Source organism: Streptomyces sp. NPDC043896 (assembly GCF_056435605.1).
In genome coordinates this window covers 1-18,954 of the sequence record NZ_JBWKEE010000004.1, presented here as the reverse complement: position 1 = coordinate 18,954, position 18,954 = coordinate 1, and the positions used below count along the sequence as shown (strand labels likewise).

The following is an 18,954-nucleotide window of genomic DNA, read 5'->3' as shown; positions in this document are numbered from 1 at the left end:
CTCGTACCGTCCTGGCATGCCCACACCCACCGCCGCGTACGACCTCACCGGCCGCACCGCGCTCGTCACCGGGGCCGCCGGCGGCATAGGCCGGGCCACCGCCCTGCTGCTGGCCCGGGCCGGCGCCGCCGTCCACTGCGCCGACCGCGACGGACGGGGCCTCGCCGAGACCACCGCCCTGATCGGCAAGGACGGCGGCTCCGCCACCGCCCACCCCCTCGACGTCACCGACCGGGCAGCCGTGCGGGCAGCCGTCACCGCCGCCGGGCCGCTCGACGTCGTCGCCGCGATCGCCGGGATCATGCACACCAGCAGCGTCCTGGAGACCACCGACGAGGACCTCGACCGGGTCCTGGACGTCAACTTCAAGGGGGTCCTGCGCACCTGCCAGGAGGCCGTCCGCGCCATGATCTCCGCGGGCCGCCCCGGCTCGGTCGTCACCATGGCCTCCGGCGCCGTGGACGCCGCCCAGCCCGGCCTCCTCTGCTACAGCGCCGCCAAGGCCGCCGTCGTCCAGCTGACCAGGACCCTCGCCACCGAGAGCGGCCCGCACGGGATCCGCGTCAACGCCGTCGCCCCGGGGTGGATCCGCACCCCCATGACCGCCCGCCACGGCCCGGAGGTGCAGCAGCAGACCGAAGCGGCCATGGTCCGCATGTCCCCGCTGCGCCGGGTCGGGGAGCCCGAGGACATCGCCCAGGCCGTGCTCTACCTGGCCTCCGACGCCTCGTCCTTCATGACGGGCCAGATCCTGCGCCCGAACGGCGGAGTGTCGATGCCCTGGTAGCGCCCGCGGCGCCCCGGGCCCGTCCGGCCCCGCGCACGGGCCCCGGTACGCAGTGCACCGGCAGCAGCCCCAGCCCCCAGCCGCCCACCGCCATCGCGCCCTCCACCGGTCCCGCCTCGGCCGGCGCCAGCACCAGCCGCAGCACGGCCCACCACCACAGCGCCCCCACCGCCAGGGCGAGGGGCGCCGTCACAGGTATGCGCAGCAACCGCCGCACGGCGACCTCCCGGAGGGCCGGTTCCCGGACGGGCCCATCCTCCCGCACCCTCCCCGCCCCCGCACCCAGAACGCCCGGCACAGAGCCCCGTACGCCCCCACCGGCACCCCGCACGCCCCGCGGACGGCAAGGAGCCCCGGCCGGTGCCGTAGGCACCACCCGGGGCTCCCGCCACGCTCATGTACTCGACGGCGCGCTCAAGCGGCTACGACGTTCACCGCTTCCACGGGTGCCTTGATGGTCACCCGCTCGGGTCCGCCCGTGACCGAGGCCACGGAGACCGAATTGAGCATCGGGCGCACCGGTGCCGGCACCGGTTCGCTCGCGGCTGCCGACTGCGCGAGCTCCGCCAGCGACAGCTCGTCACTGACTTCGCGCATCAGCTCGGACATCCGTACGTCCAGCGCGTCGCAGATCGCGGAGAGCAGCTCGGAGGATGCCTCCTTCTGCCCCCGCTCCACCTCGGAGAGATAGCCGAGCGAAACTCGGGCGGACGAGGAGACTTCGCGCAGAGTACGGCCCTGGCGCTGGCGCTGCCGACGCAGCACGTCACCCAGCAGGCGACGGAGCAGAATCATCGGTGGCTCCCTCCTCTGACCGTGTAGCCGTAACCTTCACGCCCCACCGTACCGCCTCGCGCCGCGGCCGTGCGGGGAGCGATGTCGTGTTCACTCAGGGCTGCAAACATCAAATCCCCCCGTTCTGTTCCGTATCCTGCCCCCGCAGATTCTCGCGGAGTTCGCTCGAGAGGAGTTCGAGCACTGTCCGTGCACTCTCCCTACGGATTTCCGTACGGGAGCCGTTCAACCGCAGCCGGGCCGTTTTCCTGCCCGCCGGACCCGCCACGGCGATGAACACGGTGCCCACCGGCTGCCCGTCCTGGGGGTCGGGGCCGGCCACTCCGGTCGTCGCGATCCCCCACGATGCACCCAGCACCCGCCGCACGCCGGCCGCCATCTCCTCCGCGACCTGCGCGTTCACCGCACCTTCGGCGGCGAGCAGCTCCGCGTCCACCCCGAGGACACGGTGCTTCAGTTCAGTGGCGTACGCGGTGACCGAGCCGCGGAACGCGCGCGACGCCCCCGGCACGGCCGTCAGCTCGGAAGCCACCATTCCGCCGGTCAGCGACTCCGCGACCGCGAGGGTCTGGTCACTCTCCGCAAGCAGGCGCAGCACGTCTTCGGCCACTTCCGCCACCCCTGCGGCGCCTTCCGCCGCTTCCGCGGCCCCCGGCGCATCCCCCGCCCCGTGTGTCACTTCGCGGCCCGCTCCGCCGCCAGACCGGCCCGGCGCAGCACCACGGCCTGCCGGATGTAGTCCAAACCGGTGACGACGGTCAGCACGACGGCCACCGCCATCACCCAGAACCGCATGGTCGCCAGCGGCCCGGTCAGCGCGAGCACGTACATGCCCACCGCCGTGCCCTGGGCCAGGGTCTTGAGCTTGCCGCCCCGGCTGGCCGGGATCACCCCGTACCGGATCACCCAGAACCGCATCAGCGTGATCCCGAGCTCGCGGCCGAGGATCACCCCGGTCACCCACCAGGGCAGGTCCCCGAGCCACGAGAGACACACGAGCGCCGACCCCATGATCGCCTTGTCCGCGATGGGGTCGGCGATCTTCCCGAAGTCCGTGACCAGGTTGTACGTCCTGGCCAGGTGCCCGTCGAAGATGTCCGTGATCATGGCGACGGCGAAGGCCGCCCAGGCCAGGGCCCGCCAGACGGGGTCGTAGCCCCCGTCGGCGAGCAGCAGCAGGACGAATCCCGGCACGAGGACGAGCCGGATCATCGTCAGGATGTTGGCGATGTTCCAGAGGCTGGCCTGGTTGACGGCCGCAGTCCCGAGCTTCGTGCCGGGAGCGGGCCGGCGGCCGGTCCCGCCCGCCGCCGATGCCGGGACTCCGGTCATCCGGCCGCCTCCTCGAGTTCCACGCCCAGGGGCTCGGCGACGAGGTCCACGCCCAGGGTGCCGACGACCTTGGCGGTGACGATGCGCCCGGGGACCAGGCCCGCGCCGTCGGTGAAGACGACCTGGCCGTCGGTCTCGGGGGCCTGGTGCGCGGCGCGCCCGTAGGCGCCCTCGCCCTCCTCCGCCTCGTCGAGCGGGACGACGGTCTCCACGAGGACCTCCAGGGTCTCGCCGATCCGCTCCTCCGCGCGCTGCGAGGTCAGCTCCTCCGCGAGCCGCTGCATGTGCGCGAGCCGCTCGGCGATGGTGTCCTCGTCCAGCTTGTCCTCGTAGCCGGCGGCCTCGGTGCCGTCCTCGTCGGAGTAGCCGAAGACACCGATGGCGTCGAGGCGGGCGTGGGTGAGGAAGCGCTCCAGCTCGGCGAAGTCCGACTCCTTCTCGCCGGGGAAGCCGACGATGAAGTTGGACCGGACGCCGGCCTGCGGGGCCTTGGAGCGGATGGTGTCCAGCAGCTCCAGGAAGCGGTCGGTGTCGCCGAAACGGCGCATGGCGCGCAGCACGTCGGGGGCCGAGTGCTGGAACGACAGGTCGAAGTACGGCACGACCTTGGGGGTCGAGGTGAGCACGTCGATCAGACCGGGCCGCATCTCGGCGGGCTGCAGGTAGCTGACGCGGACGCGCTCGATGCCCTCGACGGCTGCCAGCTCGGGCAGCAGGGTCTCCAGCAGGCGGATGTCGCCCAGGTCCTTGCCGTACGAGGTGTTGTTCTCGGAGACCAGCATGATCTCCTTGACGCCCTGCTCGGCGAGCCAGCGCGTCTCGCCCAGCACGTCGGAGGGGCGGCGGGAGATGAAGGAGCCGCGGAAGGACGGGATGGCGCAGAAGGAGCAGCGCCGGTCACAGCCGGAGGCGAGCTTGACCGAGGCGACGGGGCTCTTGTCCAGGCGGCGGCGCAGCGGCGCGCGCGGCCCGGAGGCGGGCGCGAGCCCGTCCGGCAGGTCGGCGGGGGCCGGGGCGGGCTCCTCGGCGGCCGCCTGGGCGTGGCCGGGCAGCGCCACGTCGGCGCTCTGCCGCTCGGCGGGGCTGATCGGCAGCAGCTGGCGCCGGTCGCGCGGGGTGTGCGCCTCGACGCTGCCGCCGCTGAGGATGGTCTGGAGGCGGTTGGAGATGTCGGCGTAGTCGTCGAAGCCGAGCACGCCGTCGGCCTCGGGAAGCGCTTCGGCGAGCTCCTTGCCGTAGCGCTCGGCCATGCAGCCGACGGCGACGACGGCCTGGGTCTTGCCGTGATCCTTGAGGTCGTTGGCTTCCAGCAGGGCGTCTACGGAGTCCTTCTTGGCGGCTTCGACGAAGCCACAGGTGTTGACGACGGCTACGTCCGCGTCGGCGGCGTCCTCGACGAGCTCCCAGCCATCCGCCGCCAAGCGGCCTGCGAGCTCCTCCGAGTCCACCTCGTTACGGGCGCAGCCAAGAGTGACAAGGGCGACGGTACGGCGTTCGGGCATGGACTCAAGACTACTTCGTCCCGGCGCCGCCCCCCGCCCCAAGTCCCCCCACGGCAAGATCCCCGGGGCCGGCGGCGGCTGCCGCCCGGGCTCCCGGGGATCTGGAATTTCTTATTCCGCGCTGGTCAGCCCGCCTGGGCCTGCCCCTGCCGAGGGTCGTCCTTGGTGTAGGTGAGACGTTCGACCTGTCCCGACTCGAACCGCTCCTTGATCTCCTTGCCGTTCACGAACAGCTTGACGGCCCCGGCGTCGCCGAGGACCAGGTCCACCGACTCCTTGTCCGTGAAGGTCTTCGACTCGCCCTGTTCGAGGGTGCCGTCGAAGAGGAGCCGGCCGCTGTGGTCCTTCGCGGAGATCCAGCTCTCGCCGGAGTCGGCCGTCAGGACGACGGTGACGAGGTCCTTGGGGGCCGCGGCGATGGCGCTGTCCGAGGGCTCCGGCTTGGGGGCCTGGGGGCTCGGCGCGGCCGGCTGCTTCCCCGCGGACTGCTTGGGCGCGGGCTTCGGCGAGACGGAACCTTCCGCCACCGGACGCTTGGACTGCTCGTCGCCGCCGCTGAAGGCGGTGAACCCGACGAAGCCGATCACCGCGACGATGGCGGCGACCATGGCCGCGGTCCAGTTGGGCCGCTGCCGCTCGGGACGGATCCGCTCGGCCTCGAACATCGGCGCGGCGGGGGTCGGCGCCGGCCTGCCTCCGTGAGCCGCGTCGTAGCGCTCGACCAGGGGTACCGGGTCGAGGTGTACGGCGCGGGCCAGCGTACGGACGTGACCGCGGGCGTACACGTCGCCGCCGCACCGCGTGAAGTCGTCCTCTTCGATCGCGTGCACGATCGGGATGCGCACACGGGTGGTGGAGCTGACCTCGTCGACGGTGAGCCCGGCGGCGATCCGGGCCTTCTTCAGGGCCGTCCCGATGGACGGCTCTTCGGCGGAGCGCTCGACGATGCGGTCCTCGGGCCGGTCCTCGGACCGGCCGTCGGTCGAAGGCCGCTCTTCTTCGGGGGAGTTGGATTTGCCGATGGACACAAGGGCGCCTTTCGAGCGTGTAGCCACCTGCTGGATGTCCAGTCTAGGGGGGTGACGAAAGGGTGGGGCAACCGGAGGGTCCGCTTCCTACGCCATCCGAATGGCGACGGGAACGGCTTCCGGTGCCTCCCTCAACTTGACGCACGCCCAAGGGAAACGGTTGCCGCCGGATCCGGTGACGATCCGGCCACGATCCCATTCGGTCGGGTGAGCCGGACGGACCCCCGTTCTAGCGGTACGTCCGGGGCCCCCGGGGATTCCGCTTCGCCCGGGACCCCGGTGCCTCCGGGGGCGTCCGGAGGCCTACGGGACCTCCTCGCCGCGGATCACGGCGAGCACCCCGTCCAGCTCGTCGGGCTTGAGCAGGACGTCGCGCGCCTTGGAGCCCTCACTCGGGCCGACGACCCCCCGGGACTCCATCAGGTCCATGAGCCGCCCCGCCTTGGCGAAGCCCACCCGCAGCTTGCGCTGGAGCATCGAGGTGGAGCCGAACTGGGTGGAGACCACCAGCTCCGCCGCCTGGCACAGCAGGTCCAGGTCGTCACCGATCTCCTCGTCGATCTCCTTCTTCTGCTTCTGCCCGACCGTGACGTCGTCCCGGAACACGGGCGCCATCTGGTCCTTGCAGTGCCGCACGATCCCTGCGATCTCCTCCTCCGTGACGAAGGCGCCCTGGAGACGGACCGGCTTGTTCGCACCCATCGGCAGGAACAGCCCGTCACCCTTGCCGATCAGCTTCTCCGCGCCCGGCTGGTCCAGGATGACCCGGCTGTCGGCCAGGGAAGAGGTCGCGAAGGCGAGCCGTGAGGGCACGTTCGCCTTGATCAGACCGGTCACCACGTCCACCGAGGGCCGCTGGGTGGCGAGCACCAGGTGGATGCCGGCCGCGCGGGCCAGCTGGGTGATGCGCACGATCGAGTCCTCGACGTCGCGCGGGGCCACCATCATCAGGTCCGCGAGCTCGTCGACGATCACCAGCAGGTACGGGTACGGGCTGAGCTCCCGCTCGCTGCCCGGCGGCAGCTTGATCTTGCCGTCCCGGATCGCCTGGTTGAAGTCGTCGATGTGCCGGTAGCCGAAGGCGGCCAGGTCGTCGTAGCGCAGGTCCATCTCGCGCACCACCCACTGGAGGGCCTCGGCGGCCCGCTTGGGGTTGGTGATGATCGGCGTGATCAGGTGCGGGATGCCCTCGTAGGCGGTCAGCTCCACCCGCTTGGGGTCGACCAGCACCATCCGGACGTCCTCCGGGGTGGCCCGCACCATGATCGAGGTGATCAGGCAGTTGATGCAGGAGGACTTGCCGGAGCCCGTGGCGCCCGCGACCAGCACGTGCGGCATCTTCGCGAGGTTGGCCATGACGTAGCCGCCCTCGACGTCCTTGCCGAGCGCGACCAGCATCGGGTGGTCGTCCTCGGCGGCGTCCGCGAGCCGCAGTACGTCGCCCAGGTTGACCATCTCGCGGTCGGTGTTCGGGATCTCGATGCCGACGGCCGACTTGCCCGGGATCGGGCTGATGATCCGCACGTCCGGGGAGGCCACGGCGTAGGCGATGTTCTTCGCCAGCGCGGTGATCCGCTCGACCTTCACCGCGGCGCCGAGCGTCACCTCGTACCGGGTCACCGTCGGGCCCCGGGTGAATCCGGTGACCTGCGCGTCCACCTTGAACTCGGTGAACACGTTCGTCAGCGCGGCCACCACCGTGTCGTTGGCGGCGCTGCGGGTCTTGCCGGGGCCGCCCTTCTCCAGCAGGTCCAGCGAGGGCAGCGCGTACGTGATGTCCCCGCGCAGCTGGAGCTGTTCGGCCCGCGGCGGCAGCGGCTGGGCCGGCGGCGGGGTCTTCGTCAGGTCCGGCACCGACAGCGTCCCGGAGGCCGCCGCGGTGCGCTCGTGCGGGGCGTCCGCGTCGTCCGTCGGCAGCACCGCCGCCCGGGGCGGGGCCGGGGCCGGCCGCTCCTCCCGGGCCGGCGGCACCGGAGCGGTGACCTCCACGCCCTCCCCCCGGGCGGAGATCCCCTGGGTGAGGTCGGCGACCAGCGGGTTCGGCGGCAGCCCCCCGTAGACCACCCCGTCCAGCGCGGCCGCCGCCGCCGCGGCCACGTCCACGGCGTCCGGCTCCCGCTCGCCCGGCCGCCCGGCACTCCGCCGGGGCCGGCGCCGGCGGGCCGGCTCCGCCTCCTCGGCCTCGTCCACCGTCCCGTCGGCGTCCCCGGAGGTACGCGCCCGCCACTGCCGGGCGTCGGGCCGGCCGTCGGGGCGGCCCGTGCCCTCCTGCTCCCCGTACCCCTCGTCGTACTCGTTGGGCTGGATGACCCCGAGCCGGATCCCCAGGCGGCGCAGCCGCTGCGGGATCGCGGCGACCGGGGTGGCGGTGACCACCAGCAGCCCGAAGACCGTCAGCAGCACCAGCATGGGCACCGCCAGCGGCGCCCCCATCGTGAAGATCAGCGGCTTCGAGGCGCCCCAGCCGATCAGCCCGCCCGCGTTCTGCATGGCGGTGGTGCCCTCGTCCCGGCCGGGCGCCCCGCAGGCGATGTGCACCAGTCCGAGCACCCCGATGACCAGGGCGGACAGGCCGATGCCGATGCGGCCGTTGGCGTCGGTCTGCTCGGGGTGGCGGATGAAACGTACCGCCATGACGCCGAGGAGGATCGGCACGAGCAGGTCCAGCCGCCCGAAGGCGCCGGTGACCAGCATCGTGACCAGGTCCCCGACGGGCCCGCTCAGGTTCGACCAGGTGCCGGCCGCGACGATCAGCGCGAGGGCGAGCAGCAGCAGCGCCACACCGTCCTTGCGATGGGCCGGGTCCAGGTTCCTGGCGCCCCGGCCGATGCCGCGGAACAGCCCGCCGACCGCGTGCGCGAGACCGAGCCAGCACCAGCGGACCAGCCGCACCACTCCCCCGGTCGGCGACGGCGCCGGCTTGGCGGCGGCCTTCTTCGCCGGGGGGCGCTTGGCGGCCGCGGCGGCCTTCTTGGCGGGGGGCTTACGGGGGGCCGCCTTCTTGGTGGGCGCCGTCGTACGGCCGGTGCGGCCCTTCGCGGTGCCCGCCGTGCTCTGGGAACCCTTGCCGGACGTACTTGAGGCCATGGGCCCGAGATTACCTGTGCGCACGCCGGTGGACACGCGTGCCCACCCCTTCACCCGTTCGTGTCGCCGGGCCCGTAAGCGCTTTGACGCCACGGCAGAACTGACGGGTACCCAGCGGGGTTGCGGACCGGGCCGTTTCGCCCCGGCGGGGCGGGCGGCCCGGAGCCCGTCAGCCCTGGGCCGGCAGGACCGGCGCTCCCCCGCTCGCGCCCGGCTCCAGCGCGTCCAGCGCCCGCCGCAGCCCGGTCAGCTTGCGCTCCAGATGCGCGGCCGTGGCCACCACCGCGGCATCCGCCGCGTCCTCGCCGAGCTGCTTGGTCAGCGCCTCGGCCTGCTCCTCGACCGCCGCCAGCCGCGCGGAGAGCTCGGCCAGCAGCCCGGCCGTCTCCCGGCTGCCGTCGCCGTTGGTGCTGCCGCCCTCCAGCTGGAGGCGCAGCAGCGCCGCCTGCTCCCGCAGCTGGCAGTTCTTGGTGTACAGCTCGACGAACACCGAGACCTTGGCGCGCAGCACCCACGGATCGAACGGCTTCGAGATGTAGTCCACCGCGCCCGCCGCGTAACCGCGGAAGGTGTGGTGCGGACCGTGGTTGATCGCGGTGAGGAAGATGATCGGGATGTCCCGGGTCCGTTCGCGCCGCTTGATGTGCGCGGCCGTTTCGAATCCGTCCATGCCCGGCATCTGGACATCCAGCAGGATGACCGCGAAATCGTCCGTCAGCAGCGCTTTGAGCGCTTCCTCCCCCGACGACGCCCTGACCAGTGTCTGATCGAGCGCGGAGAGGATGGCCTCCAGCGCCAGCAGATTCTCCGGCCGGTCGTCGACCAGGAGGATCTTGGCCTTCTGCACCATGCCCTGTCCTCCTCGCCCCGGCATGGGGCCTCCCCGGCTCCTGGCTCCGGCATGCGCGCCGGGCCCCGCCCCAGAGGACGGCATCCTTGCGCCGTCCGTCCTTGTGCCGGTCATCGTAGCCCCAGTCCCGAGATCGCCACACCCTGTCACCAAGATGTCACTGTGCACGAAGCGGAAACGTGAGGGGAGGCCCGAAGGTTCCCCTCACGGACCCCGCCCACGGACCGCCTTCCGATCAGTCTCCGCGCATGTGCTGTTCCATGACCGTCAGCAGGTAGTCGGGCTCGACCGGCTTGGTGACGTAATCGGAAGCCCCGGAGTCGATGGCCTTCTCCCGGTCCCCCTTCATCGCCTTCGCCGTCAGCGCGATGATCGGCAGCCCCGCGAATTGCGGCATCCGCCGGATCGCCGAAGTCGTCGCGTACCCGTCCATCTCCGGCATCATGATGTCCATCAGCACCACCGCCACGTCGTCGTGCTGCTCCAGGACCTCGATGCCCTCCCGGCCGTTCTCCGCGTAGAGCACCGCCAGCCCGTGCTGCTCCAGCACGCTGGTCAGCGCGAAGACGTTGCGCACGTCGTCGTCCACGATCAGCACCCGCTCGCCGTGGAAGTCGTACGTGCGCGGCGCCGCCGGGACCGGACCCTCCATCTCCCAGTCGTCGCCCTCGGGCTGACCCGGCACCTCCGTACGCGGCAGCGGACCGTTCAGCGGCTTGCGCCTCCGCCGGAACAGCGCCGAGGAGCCCGGCCCCGCCGCCTCCGCCGCCGGCGCCGGCAGCTGCTGGGCCGCGCTCACGGGCGACGGCAGCACCGCCGGCAGCGGCTGCACGGCCGCCGGCTCCTCCTCGGCCGTCCTGCGGTACTCCACGCGCGCCCCGCCGGGCGTCGGCGGTGCGTACCCCTGCGGCGGGAGCTCGCTCGGGTGCAGCGGCAGGTACAGGGTGAAGGTCGACCCGCGGCCGGGCTCACTGGCCGCGTGGATCTCACCGCCCAGCAGCCGGGCGATCTCCCGGCTGATCGACAGCCCGAGGCCCGTGCCGCCGTACTTGCGGCTGGTCGTGCCGTCGGCCTGCTTGAACGCCTCGAAGATCACCAGCATCTTGCTCGCCGCGATCCCGATGCCCGTGTCGGTCACCGAGAAGGCGATCAGGTCGGCGTCCGCGTCGCGCAGCGAACCGGCCTCCAGCAGCTGCTCGCGGATCTCCGCCGGCACATCGGCCCCGGCGGGCCGGATCACCAGCTCCACCGCCCCGTTGTCCGTGAACTTCACCGCGTTGGACAGCAGGTTGCGCAGCACCTGCAACAGCCGCTGCTCGTCGGTGTGCAGGGTCGCGGGCAGCTCCGGGGAGACCCGTACCGAGAAGTCCAGGCCCTTCTCCGCGGTCAGCGGCCGGAAGGTGGCCTCCACGTAGTCGACGAGCTGGACCAGCGCGATCCGCGTCGGCGAGACGTCCATCTTCCCGGCCTCGACCTTCGACAGGTCCAGGATGTCGTTGATCAGCTGGAGCAGGTCCGAGCCCGCCCCGTGGATGGTCTCCGCGAACTCCACCTGCTTCGGCGAGAGGTTCTCGTCCGCGTTGTCGGCGAGCAGCTTGGCCAGGATCAGCAGCGAGTTCAGCGGGGTCCGCAGCTCGTGCGACATGTTGGCGAGGAACTCGCTCTTGTACCGCATCGAGACCGCGAGCTGCTCGGCCCGCTCCTCCAGGACCTGCCGGGCCTCCTCGATCTCGGTGTTCTTCACCTCGATGTCCCGGTTCTGCCGGGCCAGCAGCTCGGCCTTCTCCTCCAGCTCCGCGTTCGCCGCCTGGAGGGCCTTCTGCCGGTTCTCCAGCTCGTCGGAGCGCTCGCGCAGCTGCTCCGTCATCTCCTGCGACTGCTTGAGCAGCATCTCCGTCTTCGAGTTCACGGAGATGGTGTTGACGCTCGTACCGATCATCTCGGCGATCTGGCTCAGGAAGTCCTTCTGGATCTGCGTGAACGGCGTGAACGACGCCAGCTCGATGACCCCGAGCACCTTCCCCTCGAACAGCACCGGCAGCACGATCACGTGCGCCGGCGGGGCCTCGCCCAGCCCCGAGGAGATCTTCAGGTAGCCGGGCGGGGTGTTCTCGACGAGGATCGTCCGCTTCTCCTCGGCGACCGTCCCGATCAGCCCCTCACCCGGCCGGAAGGAGATCGGCATCTGGCCGCCCGCGTACGCGTAGCTCCCGCGCATCCGCAGCTCGTACGAGCCCTCCGCGCCCCCGTCCGTCCCGATCTCGGAAGTCCCCCCGGCCGGCACGGCCAGGAAGAAGGCACCGTGCTGCGCGGACACCACCGGGGTCAGCTCGCTCATGATCAGCGAGGCCACGTCGTCGAGGTCCCGGCGGCCCTGCATCAGGGCCGAGATCCGGGCGAGGTTGCCCTTGAGCCAGTCCTGCTCCTTGTTGGCCAGGGTGGTGTCGCGCAGGTTGACGATCATCGTGTTGATGTTGTCCTGGAGCACCTGGATCTCGCCCGCCGCGTCCACGTCGACCTTCAGGCTCAGATCGCCCCGGGTCACCGCGGTCGCCACGGCCGCGATGGCGCGCACCTGCCGGGTCAGGTTCCCGGCCATCTCGTTCACGGACTCGGTCAGGTCCCGCCAGGTGCCGTCCACGTCACGGACCCGGGCCTGGCCGCCGAGGATGCCCTCGGTACCCACCTCGCGCGCCACCCGGGTCACCTGGTCGGCGAAGGAGGACAGCTGGTCGACCATCGTGTTGATCGTCGTCTTCAGCTCCAGGATCTCGCCCCGGGCGTCGATGTCGATCTTCTTGGTCAGGTCGCCCTTGGCGATGGCCGTCGTGACCATGGCGATCTGCCGCACCTGACCGGTGAGGTTGGAGGCCATGAAGTTCACCGAGTCGGTGAGGTCCTTCCACGTCCCGGAGACCCCGGGGACGTGCGCCTGGCCGCCGAGGCGGCCCTCCGTACCCACCTCACGCGCCACGCGCGTGACCTCGTCCGCGAAGGACGACAGGGTCTTCACCATCGTGTTGACGGTGTCGGCGAGCTGCGCGACCTCGCCGCGTGCCTCGACGGTGACCTTCTTCGTCAGGTCGCCGTTGGCGACCGCCGCCGAGACCTGGGCGATCCCCCGCACCTGGGCCGTCAGGTTTCCCGCCATCGTGTTGACGTTGTCGCTGAGGTCCTTCCAGATGCCGGTGACCCCGCGGACCCGGGCCTGACCGCCCAGGATGCCCTCGGTACCCACCTCGCGCGCCACCCGCGTCACCTGCTCCGCGAAGGACGACAGCTGGTCCACCATCGTGTTGACGGTCGTGACCAGTTCGAGGATCTCGCCCTTGGCGTCGACCGTGATCTTCTTCGAGAGGTCGCCCATGGCCACGGCCGTGGTCACCTCGGCGATGTTGCGCACCTGCGAGGTCAGGTTGTTCGCCATGAAGTTGACGGACTGGGTGAGGTCCTTCCAGGTCCCCGAGACGCCCTTCACCTCGGCCTGGCCGCCCAGGATGCCCTCGGTACCCACCTCCCGGGCCACCCGCGTCACCTGCTCCGCGAAGTTCGACAGCTGGTCGACCATCGTGTTGAGGGTGTTCTTCAGCTCCAGGATCTCACCCCGGGCGTCCACGTCGATCTTCTGCGACAGGTCGCCCCGCGCCACCGCCGTCGCGACCTGCGCGATGTTGCGCACCTGCGACGTCAGGTTCCCGGCCATGCCGTTCACCGAGTCCGTCAGGTCCCGCCACACCCCGGCCACGCCGGGCACCTGCGCCTGGCCGCCGAGCCGGCCCTCCGTACCCACGTCCCGGGCGACCCGGGTGACCTGCTCCGCGAAGGCGGAGAGCTGGTCGACCATCGTGTTGATGGTGTTCTTCAGCTCCAGGATCTCGCCCCGGGCGTCCACGTCGATCTTCTGCGACAGGTCGCCCCGCGCCACCGCCGTCGTCACCTGCGCGATCTGCCGCACCTGCGACGTCAGGTTCCCCGCCATGAAGTTGACGGAGTCGGTGAGCTCCTTCCAGGTGCCGGAGACCCCCTCCACCCGGGCCTGGCCGCCGAGCCGGCCCTCCGTGCCCACGTCCCGCGCCATCCGCGTCACCTGGTCGGCGAAGGAGGACAGCTGGTCCACCATCGTGTTCACGGTGTTCTTCAGCTGGAGCATCTCACCGGAGACGTCCACCGTGACCTTCTGCGACAGGTCGCCGTTGGCCACCGCCGTGGTCACCTGCGCGATGTTGCGCACCTGCCCGGTGAGGTTGCGGAAAGCGGTGTTCACCGAGTCGGTGAGGTCCTTCCACGTACCCGCCGCACCCGGCACCTGCGCCTGACCGCCCAGCTCGCCCTCGACGCCGACCTCACGGGCCACGCGCGTCACCTCGGCACCGAACGACTGGAGCTGGTCCACCATCGTGTTGACGGTGTTCTTCAGCTCCAGCATCTCGCCGGCCACGTCGACCGTGACCTTCTGCGACAGATCGCCGTTGGCCACGGCGGTCGTCACCTGCGCGATGTCCCGCACCTGCGTGGTGAGGTTGCGGAAGACCGTGTTCACCGAGTCGGTGAGGTCCTTCCACGTACCCGCCGCACCCGGCACCTGCGCCTGACCGCCGAGGAGGCCCTTCGCCCCGACCTCGCTGGCCACGCGCGTGACCTCGTCCGCGAAGGTCCGCAGGGTCTCCGTCATCTGATTGATCGTTTCGGCCAGCTGCGCCACCTCGCCCCGCGCGCTGACCCGCACCTTCTGCGACAGGTCGCCGTTGGCCACCGCCGTCGTGACCTGCGCGATCCCGCGCACCTGGGCCGTCAGGTTCCCCGCCATCGTGTTGACGGAGTCCGTGAGGTCCTTCCACACGCCCGCGACCCCGGGCACCTTCGCCTGGCCGCCCAGCTCGCCCTCCGTGCCCACCTCACGGGCGACGCGCGTCACCTCGGAGGAGAACGAGGACAGCTGGTCCACCATCGTGTTCACGGTGTTCTTCAACTGGAGCATCTCGCCGGCCACGTGAACCGTGACCTTCCGCGACAGATCCCCCTTGGCGACCGCCGTCGTGACGAGGGCGATGTCACGCACCTGAGCGGTGAGCCGGTACGCCATGGTGTTGACGGAGTCGGTCAGATCCTTCCAGGAACCGGACATACCACGCACCTGGGCCTGACCGCCGAGCTTGCCCTCGGTACCGACCTCCAGCGCCACCCGCGTCACCTCGTCGGTGAACGCGGACAGCTGGTCGACCAGGTTGTTGACCGTACGCCCGACCTTCAGGAACTCCCCGCGCAGCGGATGCCCCACCCCGTCCGGGGCCTGCGTCCGCAGGTCCATCCGCTGGTCCAGGTCGCCCTCGGCCACCGCCGACAGCACCCGGCCCACCTCGGACACCGGCCGCGCGAGATCGTCCACCAGCTGGTTGGACGCGTCGATCGCGGCCGCCCAGGAGCCCTCGCAGGCGCCCGTCTCCAGCCGCTCGCTCAGCTTGCCCTCACGGCCCACCATCCTCCGGACCCGGGACAGCTCCCCGGTCAGGTGCAGGTTCCGGTCGGCGACCTCGTTGTAGACGGCGGCGATCTCCGCCATCACGCCCTCGCCGGACACCGTCAGCCGCTTGCGGAAGTTCCCGTCCCGCATCGACACCAGGGCCGTGAGCAGACGGTTCAGAGCGGCGGTGTCGACTTCCGTCGTCCCGTTCCGCCGGGACCGCCCGCCCTTGGGCCGCGTTCCCGTACGCCGCACCGCTGCGCCAGACTCCACCGTGTCCCTCCCGAAAGGGTCGACCGCTGTTCCACCGGACACCGGCTGTCCAAGAGCCGGCTCTCCAAGCCTGCCCAGTGTTTCACCCTGGCCGAACCCGGCGATAACACTTCGGCACCATCGCACACCGGCCGCACCCTGCGGGTGGAATCCCGTACGACGGCCTCATGGGGACCGCGAAGGTAAGTAACCTGGCATCCGATGTCCAACCGCGTCGAAGGAGACTTGTGATCACGGCACGGGCGGCTGCCAGTTTCGACCCTCAAGGGCGGTCGGTCGCCGCCGCCCGCGCGTTCGTGCGCGACACGCTGCAGGGCTGGGGCTTCGCGGACATCGTCGACGACGCGGTGGTGCTGACCAGCGAACTCGTCACCAACGCCGTGGTCCACGCCGGAACCAGGGCCGAAGTCCTGTGCCTGCGCGCCGAGGACGGCGTACGCGTCGAGGTCGCCGACCGGTACCCCGAGCGCGAGCTCCCGCTGCGGCACCCCGGCGACCGCCCGTACGCCGACCCCGACCGCGAGAGCGGACGCGGCCTCATGCTCTGCGCCGCCCTCGCCACCCGCTGGGGCGTCGAGTACACGACCACCCACAAGCACGTGTGGTTCCGCCTCGACCTGCCGGACCGTCCGGTCGGTACCCGTTCCGCCGGCCCCGTCGTCCCCGATCAGTTCCTGCCCCTCGCCGAGAGCCGGGTCCGCGTGGCCGTGCTCCAGATCGACGCCGCCGACGCCATCTCCGCCTGGAACGAGGACGCCGAGCACATCTTCGGCCACCCCGCCGAGAAGGCCGTCGGCCGCCCACTCGCCGAGATCGCCGCCTGGCCCCAGACCCCCGGCACCGGCACCGGCGTCGCCGAGGCCCTGCGCCTTTCCCGCTGGGAGGGCAGCTACGGCATCCGCGGCGCAGACGGCCGCGTCATCCCCGTCTACGCCTCCCACCTGCGGGTACGCGACGCCCACGGCGAGCCCTCCATCGTCTGCCTCCTCGTCCACGACGACGAGCGCGCCCTCCTCCAGACCCCCGCACGCGTCCCGTCCTCCGACGGCCAGCACAGCGACCCCCGCCCGGCGGACCCCTTCGAGGTCTTCATCGGCTCCCCCGCCCCCGACGACCTCGACGGACTGCTCCAGCGCACCGTCGAGCGGGCCCGCGACATGCTCGACGCCGACGCCGCCTTCCTGCTGCTGGCCACCGACGACGAGACCGAGCTGGAGGTCCGCGCGACCACCGGCCTGCCCTCCACCCGCCAGCGCTTCGCCCGCGTCCCCGTCGAGGCCGGCACCAGCCGCTACGGATCGGCCCGCCTGCCCGCCGTCCACGACGACCTCGCCGTCGTCCCCGGAGCAGTACCGCTCCTGGAGTCCACCGGCATGCGCTCCGTCGTCACCGTCCCCCTCAAGGTCGAGGGCCGCCTCACCGGTTCCCTCGGCGTCGCCGCCGAGAACCCGGGCCGCTACACCAACGAGGAGGCCCTGCGCCTCCAGTTCGCCGCCGACCGGATCGCCCTCGCGGTCGAGTCCGCCCGCCTCGGCGAGCTGGAAAGGCTGCGCCGCGGCTCCCTCTCCTTCCTCGTCGAGGCCTCCGACCTGCTCGCCGGCACCCTCGACCGGGACCAGACCCTGGCACTGATGGCCCAGATGACCGTCCCGACCCTGGCCACCTGGTGCGCCGTCTACACCATCGCCGACCAGGCCTCGGACCCGTACCTCGCGTACGTCCTGCACGAGGACGAGGAACGCATCGACGGACTCAAGGCCCTGCTCTCCCGGGTCAGTCCGCCGGAACCGGTCCGCGAGGCCGGCGCCCGGCCCTGGCCGGCCACGGCCGCGGCGGTCGGGGGCGAGACGGTCGTCCTGCCCCTCCTCGCCCGCAACCGGGTGATCGGCATGCTGACCCTCGGCAAGCCCAGCGAGGAGCACTTCCGCCAGGAGATCCTCGAACTGGCCGACGACCTCTCCCGCCGGGCTGCCCTGGCCCTCGACAACGCCCGCCTCTACTCGGAGCGGACGGCCATCAGCCGCTCCCTCCAGCGCAGCCTCCTCCCGCCCGGCTCCCCCGCCATCCCCGGCATGGAGGTCGAGGTCATCTACCGCGCCGCCGGCGAGGGCAACGAGGTGGGCGGCGACTTCTACGACGTCTTCCCGATCCGGGACGGCGCCTACGGCTTCGCCATCGGCGACGTCTGCGGCACGGGCCCCGAGGCGGCCGCCGTCACCGGCCTGGCCCGCCACGCCCTGCGCCTCCTGGCCCGCGAGGGCCTCGGCGGGCCCGCGGTACTGGAGCGGCTCAACACGGCCATCCTCGACGAGGGCGCCCGCAGCCGCTTCCTCACCCTCCTCTACGGGGAGCTCCACCCCCAGCCGGACGGCGGCGCCCTGATGAAGGTGGTCTGCGCCGGCCACCCCCTCCCGCTGCGCCTGCGCCCGGACGGCCGGGTCACCCCGGCGGCCGAGCCGCAGCCCCTGCTCGGCGTGATCGACGACCTCGACCTCTACGAGCAGACGCTGACCCTCGACCCGGGCGACGTCCTGCTCTGCGTCACGGACGGGGTCACCGAGCGGCGCGAAGGCTCCCGGATGCTGGGTGACGACGGCCTCGCCGAGGTCCTCACCACCTGTACCGGCCTCACGGCGGGCGCGGTCGCCTCCCGCGTCCTGCGCGCGGTCGAACGCTTCGCCGCCGAACCCGCCTCGGACGACATGGCCATCCTGGCCTTCCGCGTCCCCCAGCAGCGCGAAGGCTCCTGACCCCTGCCCCGCCCTTGGCAGTTACTGCTTGCGGGTCAGGGGGACGCCGAGGACGTCCCGTACGTAGTTCTCGACGAACCCGGGCAGCCACACGTCCGCGGCCATCTCCTCGAACACCTTCACCACGCGCTCGTCCGGCTCGTCGGTGAGGAGCACGATGCGCCAGGTGTTGGTGGGCCGCTCCGCCGTGCCGGCGACCCCGTGCTGGACGTGGAAGAGCGGCTGTCCCGTCCCGGCCACGAGCGGTCCGTCCGGGGTTTCCGGGAACTCCGCCCGGCCCAGGAAGGTGACCACCTTCGCCTGGTGATCGAGGTACACCTCTTCCAGCACGAGCCCGTACTCCTCGGGACACAGCCAGAGCCGCTGCGCCGAACGGCGTACGAACACGTCACCCAGCTCTCCGCCGTCCCGCCCGGACACCCACGCGGCCGCGGTGCCGGCCTGCACGACGTAGGGGATGAAGGACGCCGGATCTCCGGCCTTTCGCACCTCCATGTCCCAGAGGGCGTCCGCGGTGAAGACGACGGGCTCGTCCGTCTCGTACCGCTCCGCCAGGACGGCGTTGACGTCGACCGGCGGCAGCTCGGCACGCGTGTACCGCGCGTCGTTCCACGCCTCCTCGAATTCCGCCTGGGCCGCCTTGTTCTCCGACATCGCCGTTCTCTCCCCGCTCGTTCGTGGACTGTCGCGCCGCGAAGGAGCCTAGAACGCAAAAAAGGCCCCCGCCATCAGGCGGGGGCCTTTTTGTCAAGTCAGAGCCCTTTAACGGAATCGAACCGTTGACCTTCTCCTTACCATGGAGACGCTCTACCGACTGAGCTAAAAGGGCGGGTTGTTCGGCGGCGTCCTACTCTCCCACAGGGTCCCCCCTGCAGTACCATCGGCGCTGAAAGGCTTAGCTTCCGGGTTCGGAATGTAACCGGGCGTTTCCCTAACGCTATGACCACCGAAACACTATGAAGTTTGAACTCCAGCCGGCAAGGCGAGTTCGTTACTTCAGAACTAACACAGTGGACGCGAGCAACTGAGGACAAGCCCTCGGCCTATTAGTACCAGTCAGCTCCACCCGTTACCGGGCTTCCACATCTG

The 18,954-nt window shown here is 71.3% G+C and carries 12 protein-coding genes, 1 tRNA gene and 1 rRNA gene; 2 read left to right on the top strand and 12 right to left on the bottom strand.

The features are described 5' to 3' along the window. Positions 1 to 16: 16 nt before the first annotated feature. A complete protein-coding gene (locus AC069X_RS06620; RefSeq protein ID WP_478725814.1) occupies positions 17 to 787 on the top strand; it encodes an SDR family NAD(P)-dependent oxidoreductase in 771 nt (256 codons plus the stop codon). Here the strand turns inward: AC069X_RS06620 and AC069X_RS06615 are convergent. The 9 genes from AC069X_RS06615 to AC069X_RS06575 all read right to left on the bottom strand — a co-directional run bounded on the left by AC069X_RS06615 (position 735) and on the right by AC069X_RS06575 (position 15,115). Next, entirely contained in the window at positions 735 to 1,004 is a 270-nt protein-coding gene (locus AC069X_RS06615) for a hypothetical protein (RefSeq protein WP_478725813.1), read from the bottom strand. The genes AC069X_RS06620 and AC069X_RS06615 overlap by 53 nt on opposite strands. A 197-nt stretch (positions 1,005 to 1,201) precedes the next feature. Next, positions 1,202 to 1,582: a helix-turn-helix domain-containing protein gene (locus AC069X_RS06610; protein WP_007266936.1), complete on the bottom strand. Its 381-nt coding sequence runs from the start codon at positions 1,580 to 1,582 to the stop codon at positions 1,202 to 1,204. Positions 1,583 to 1,691: 109 nt separating this feature from the next. Next, a complete protein-coding gene (locus AC069X_RS06605; RefSeq protein WP_478725811.1) occupies positions 1,692 to 2,201 on the bottom strand; it encodes a CinA family protein in 510 nt (169 codons plus the stop codon). Positions 2,202 to 2,257: 56 nt separating this feature from the next. Next, a complete protein-coding gene (gene pgsA, locus AC069X_RS06600) occupies positions 2,258 to 2,914 on the bottom strand; it encodes a CDP-diacylglycerol--glycerol-3-phosphate 3-phosphatidyltransferase (protein ID WP_478725809.1) in 657 nt (218 codons plus the stop codon). After that, entirely contained in the window at positions 2,911 to 4,416 is a 1,506-nt protein-coding gene (gene rimO / locus AC069X_RS06595; RefSeq protein ID WP_478725807.1) for a 30S ribosomal protein S12 methylthiotransferase RimO, read from the bottom strand. The genes pgsA and rimO overlap by 4 nt, the downstream gene beginning before the upstream one ends. A 125-nt stretch (positions 4,417 to 4,541) precedes the next feature. Further along, positions 4,542 to 5,444: a helix-turn-helix domain-containing protein gene (locus AC069X_RS06590; RefSeq protein ID WP_478725805.1), complete on the bottom strand. Its 903-nt coding sequence runs from the start codon at positions 5,442 to 5,444 to the stop codon at positions 4,542 to 4,544. A 303-nt stretch (positions 5,445 to 5,747) separates the two neighbouring features. Next, complete coding sequence (locus AC069X_RS06585; RefSeq protein ID WP_478725803.1) at positions 5,748 to 8,531, bottom strand: FtsK/SpoIIIE family DNA translocase; 2,784 nt, start codon at positions 8,529 to 8,531, stop codon at positions 5,748 to 5,750. Positions 8,532 to 8,700: 169 nt separating this feature from the next. Then, entirely contained in the window at positions 8,701 to 9,381 is a 681-nt protein-coding gene (locus tag AC069X_RS06580) for a response regulator (RefSeq protein WP_478725801.1), read from the bottom strand. Positions 9,382 to 9,616: 235 nt separating this feature from the next. Continuing rightward, positions 9,617 to 15,115 carry a HAMP domain-containing protein gene (locus tag AC069X_RS06575; protein ID WP_478725799.1) on the bottom strand — a complete coding sequence of 1,833 codons (5,499 nt, stop codon included), beginning with the start codon at positions 15,113 to 15,115 and terminating at the stop codon, positions 9,617 to 9,619. 167 nt (positions 15,116 to 15,282) lie between these two features. Here AC069X_RS06575 and AC069X_RS06570 point away from each other — a divergent pair, with 167 nt between their 5' ends. Then, positions 15,283 to 17,865: a SpoIIE family protein phosphatase gene (locus AC069X_RS06570; protein WP_478725798.1), complete on the top strand. Its 2,583-nt coding sequence runs from the start codon at positions 15,283 to 15,285 to the stop codon at positions 17,863 to 17,865. A gap of 21 nt (positions 17,866 to 17,886) precedes the next feature. On the opposite strand, the gene AC069X_RS06565 is transcribed toward AC069X_RS06570, so the two are convergent. The 3 genes from AC069X_RS06565 to rrf all read right to left on the bottom strand — a co-directional run bounded on the left by AC069X_RS06565 (position 17,887) and on the right by rrf (position 18,816). Then, positions 17,887 to 18,519: a hypothetical protein gene (locus tag AC069X_RS06565; protein WP_478725796.1), complete on the bottom strand. Its 633-nt coding sequence runs from the start codon at positions 18,517 to 18,519 to the stop codon at positions 17,887 to 17,889. 102 nt (positions 18,520 to 18,621) lie between these two features. Next, positions 18,622 to 18,694, bottom strand: a tRNA-Thr gene (locus AC069X_RS06560). 5 nt (positions 18,695 to 18,699) lie between these two features. Continuing rightward, positions 18,700 to 18,816, bottom strand: a 5S ribosomal RNA gene (rrf, locus tag AC069X_RS06555). Positions 18,817 to 18,954: the final 138 nt, after the last annotated feature.

Coding starts and splice junctions, on each gene's coding strand:
- AC069X_RS06620 (WP_478725814.1), top strand. CDS start 17: ATGCCCACACCCACCGCCGCGTACGACCTCACCGGCCGCACCGCGCTC.
- AC069X_RS06610 (WP_007266936.1), bottom strand. CDS start 1,582: ATGATTCTGCTCCGTCGCCTGCTGGGTGACGTGCTGCGTCGGCAGCGC.
- pgsA (WP_478725809.1), bottom strand. CDS start 2,914: ATGACCGGAGTCCCGGCATCGGCGGCGGGCGGGACCGGCCGCCGGCCC.
- rimO (WP_478725807.1), bottom strand. CDS start 4,416: ATGCCCGAACGCCGTACCGTCGCCCTTGTCACTCTTGGCTGCGCCCGT.
- AC069X_RS06585 (WP_478725803.1), bottom strand. CDS start 8,531: ATGGCCTCAAGTACGTCCGGCAAGGGTTCCCAGAGCACGGCGGGCACC.
- AC069X_RS06580 (WP_478725801.1), bottom strand. CDS start 9,381: ATGGTGCAGAAGGCCAAGATCCTCCTGGTCGACGACCGGCCGGAGAAT.
- AC069X_RS06570 (WP_478725798.1), top strand. CDS start 15,283: ATGGGGACCGCGAAGGTAAGTAACCTGGCATCCGATGTCCAACCGCGT.
- AC069X_RS06565 (WP_478725796.1), bottom strand. CDS start 18,519: ATGTCGGAGAACAAGGCGGCCCAGGCGGAATTCGAGGAGGCGTGGAAC.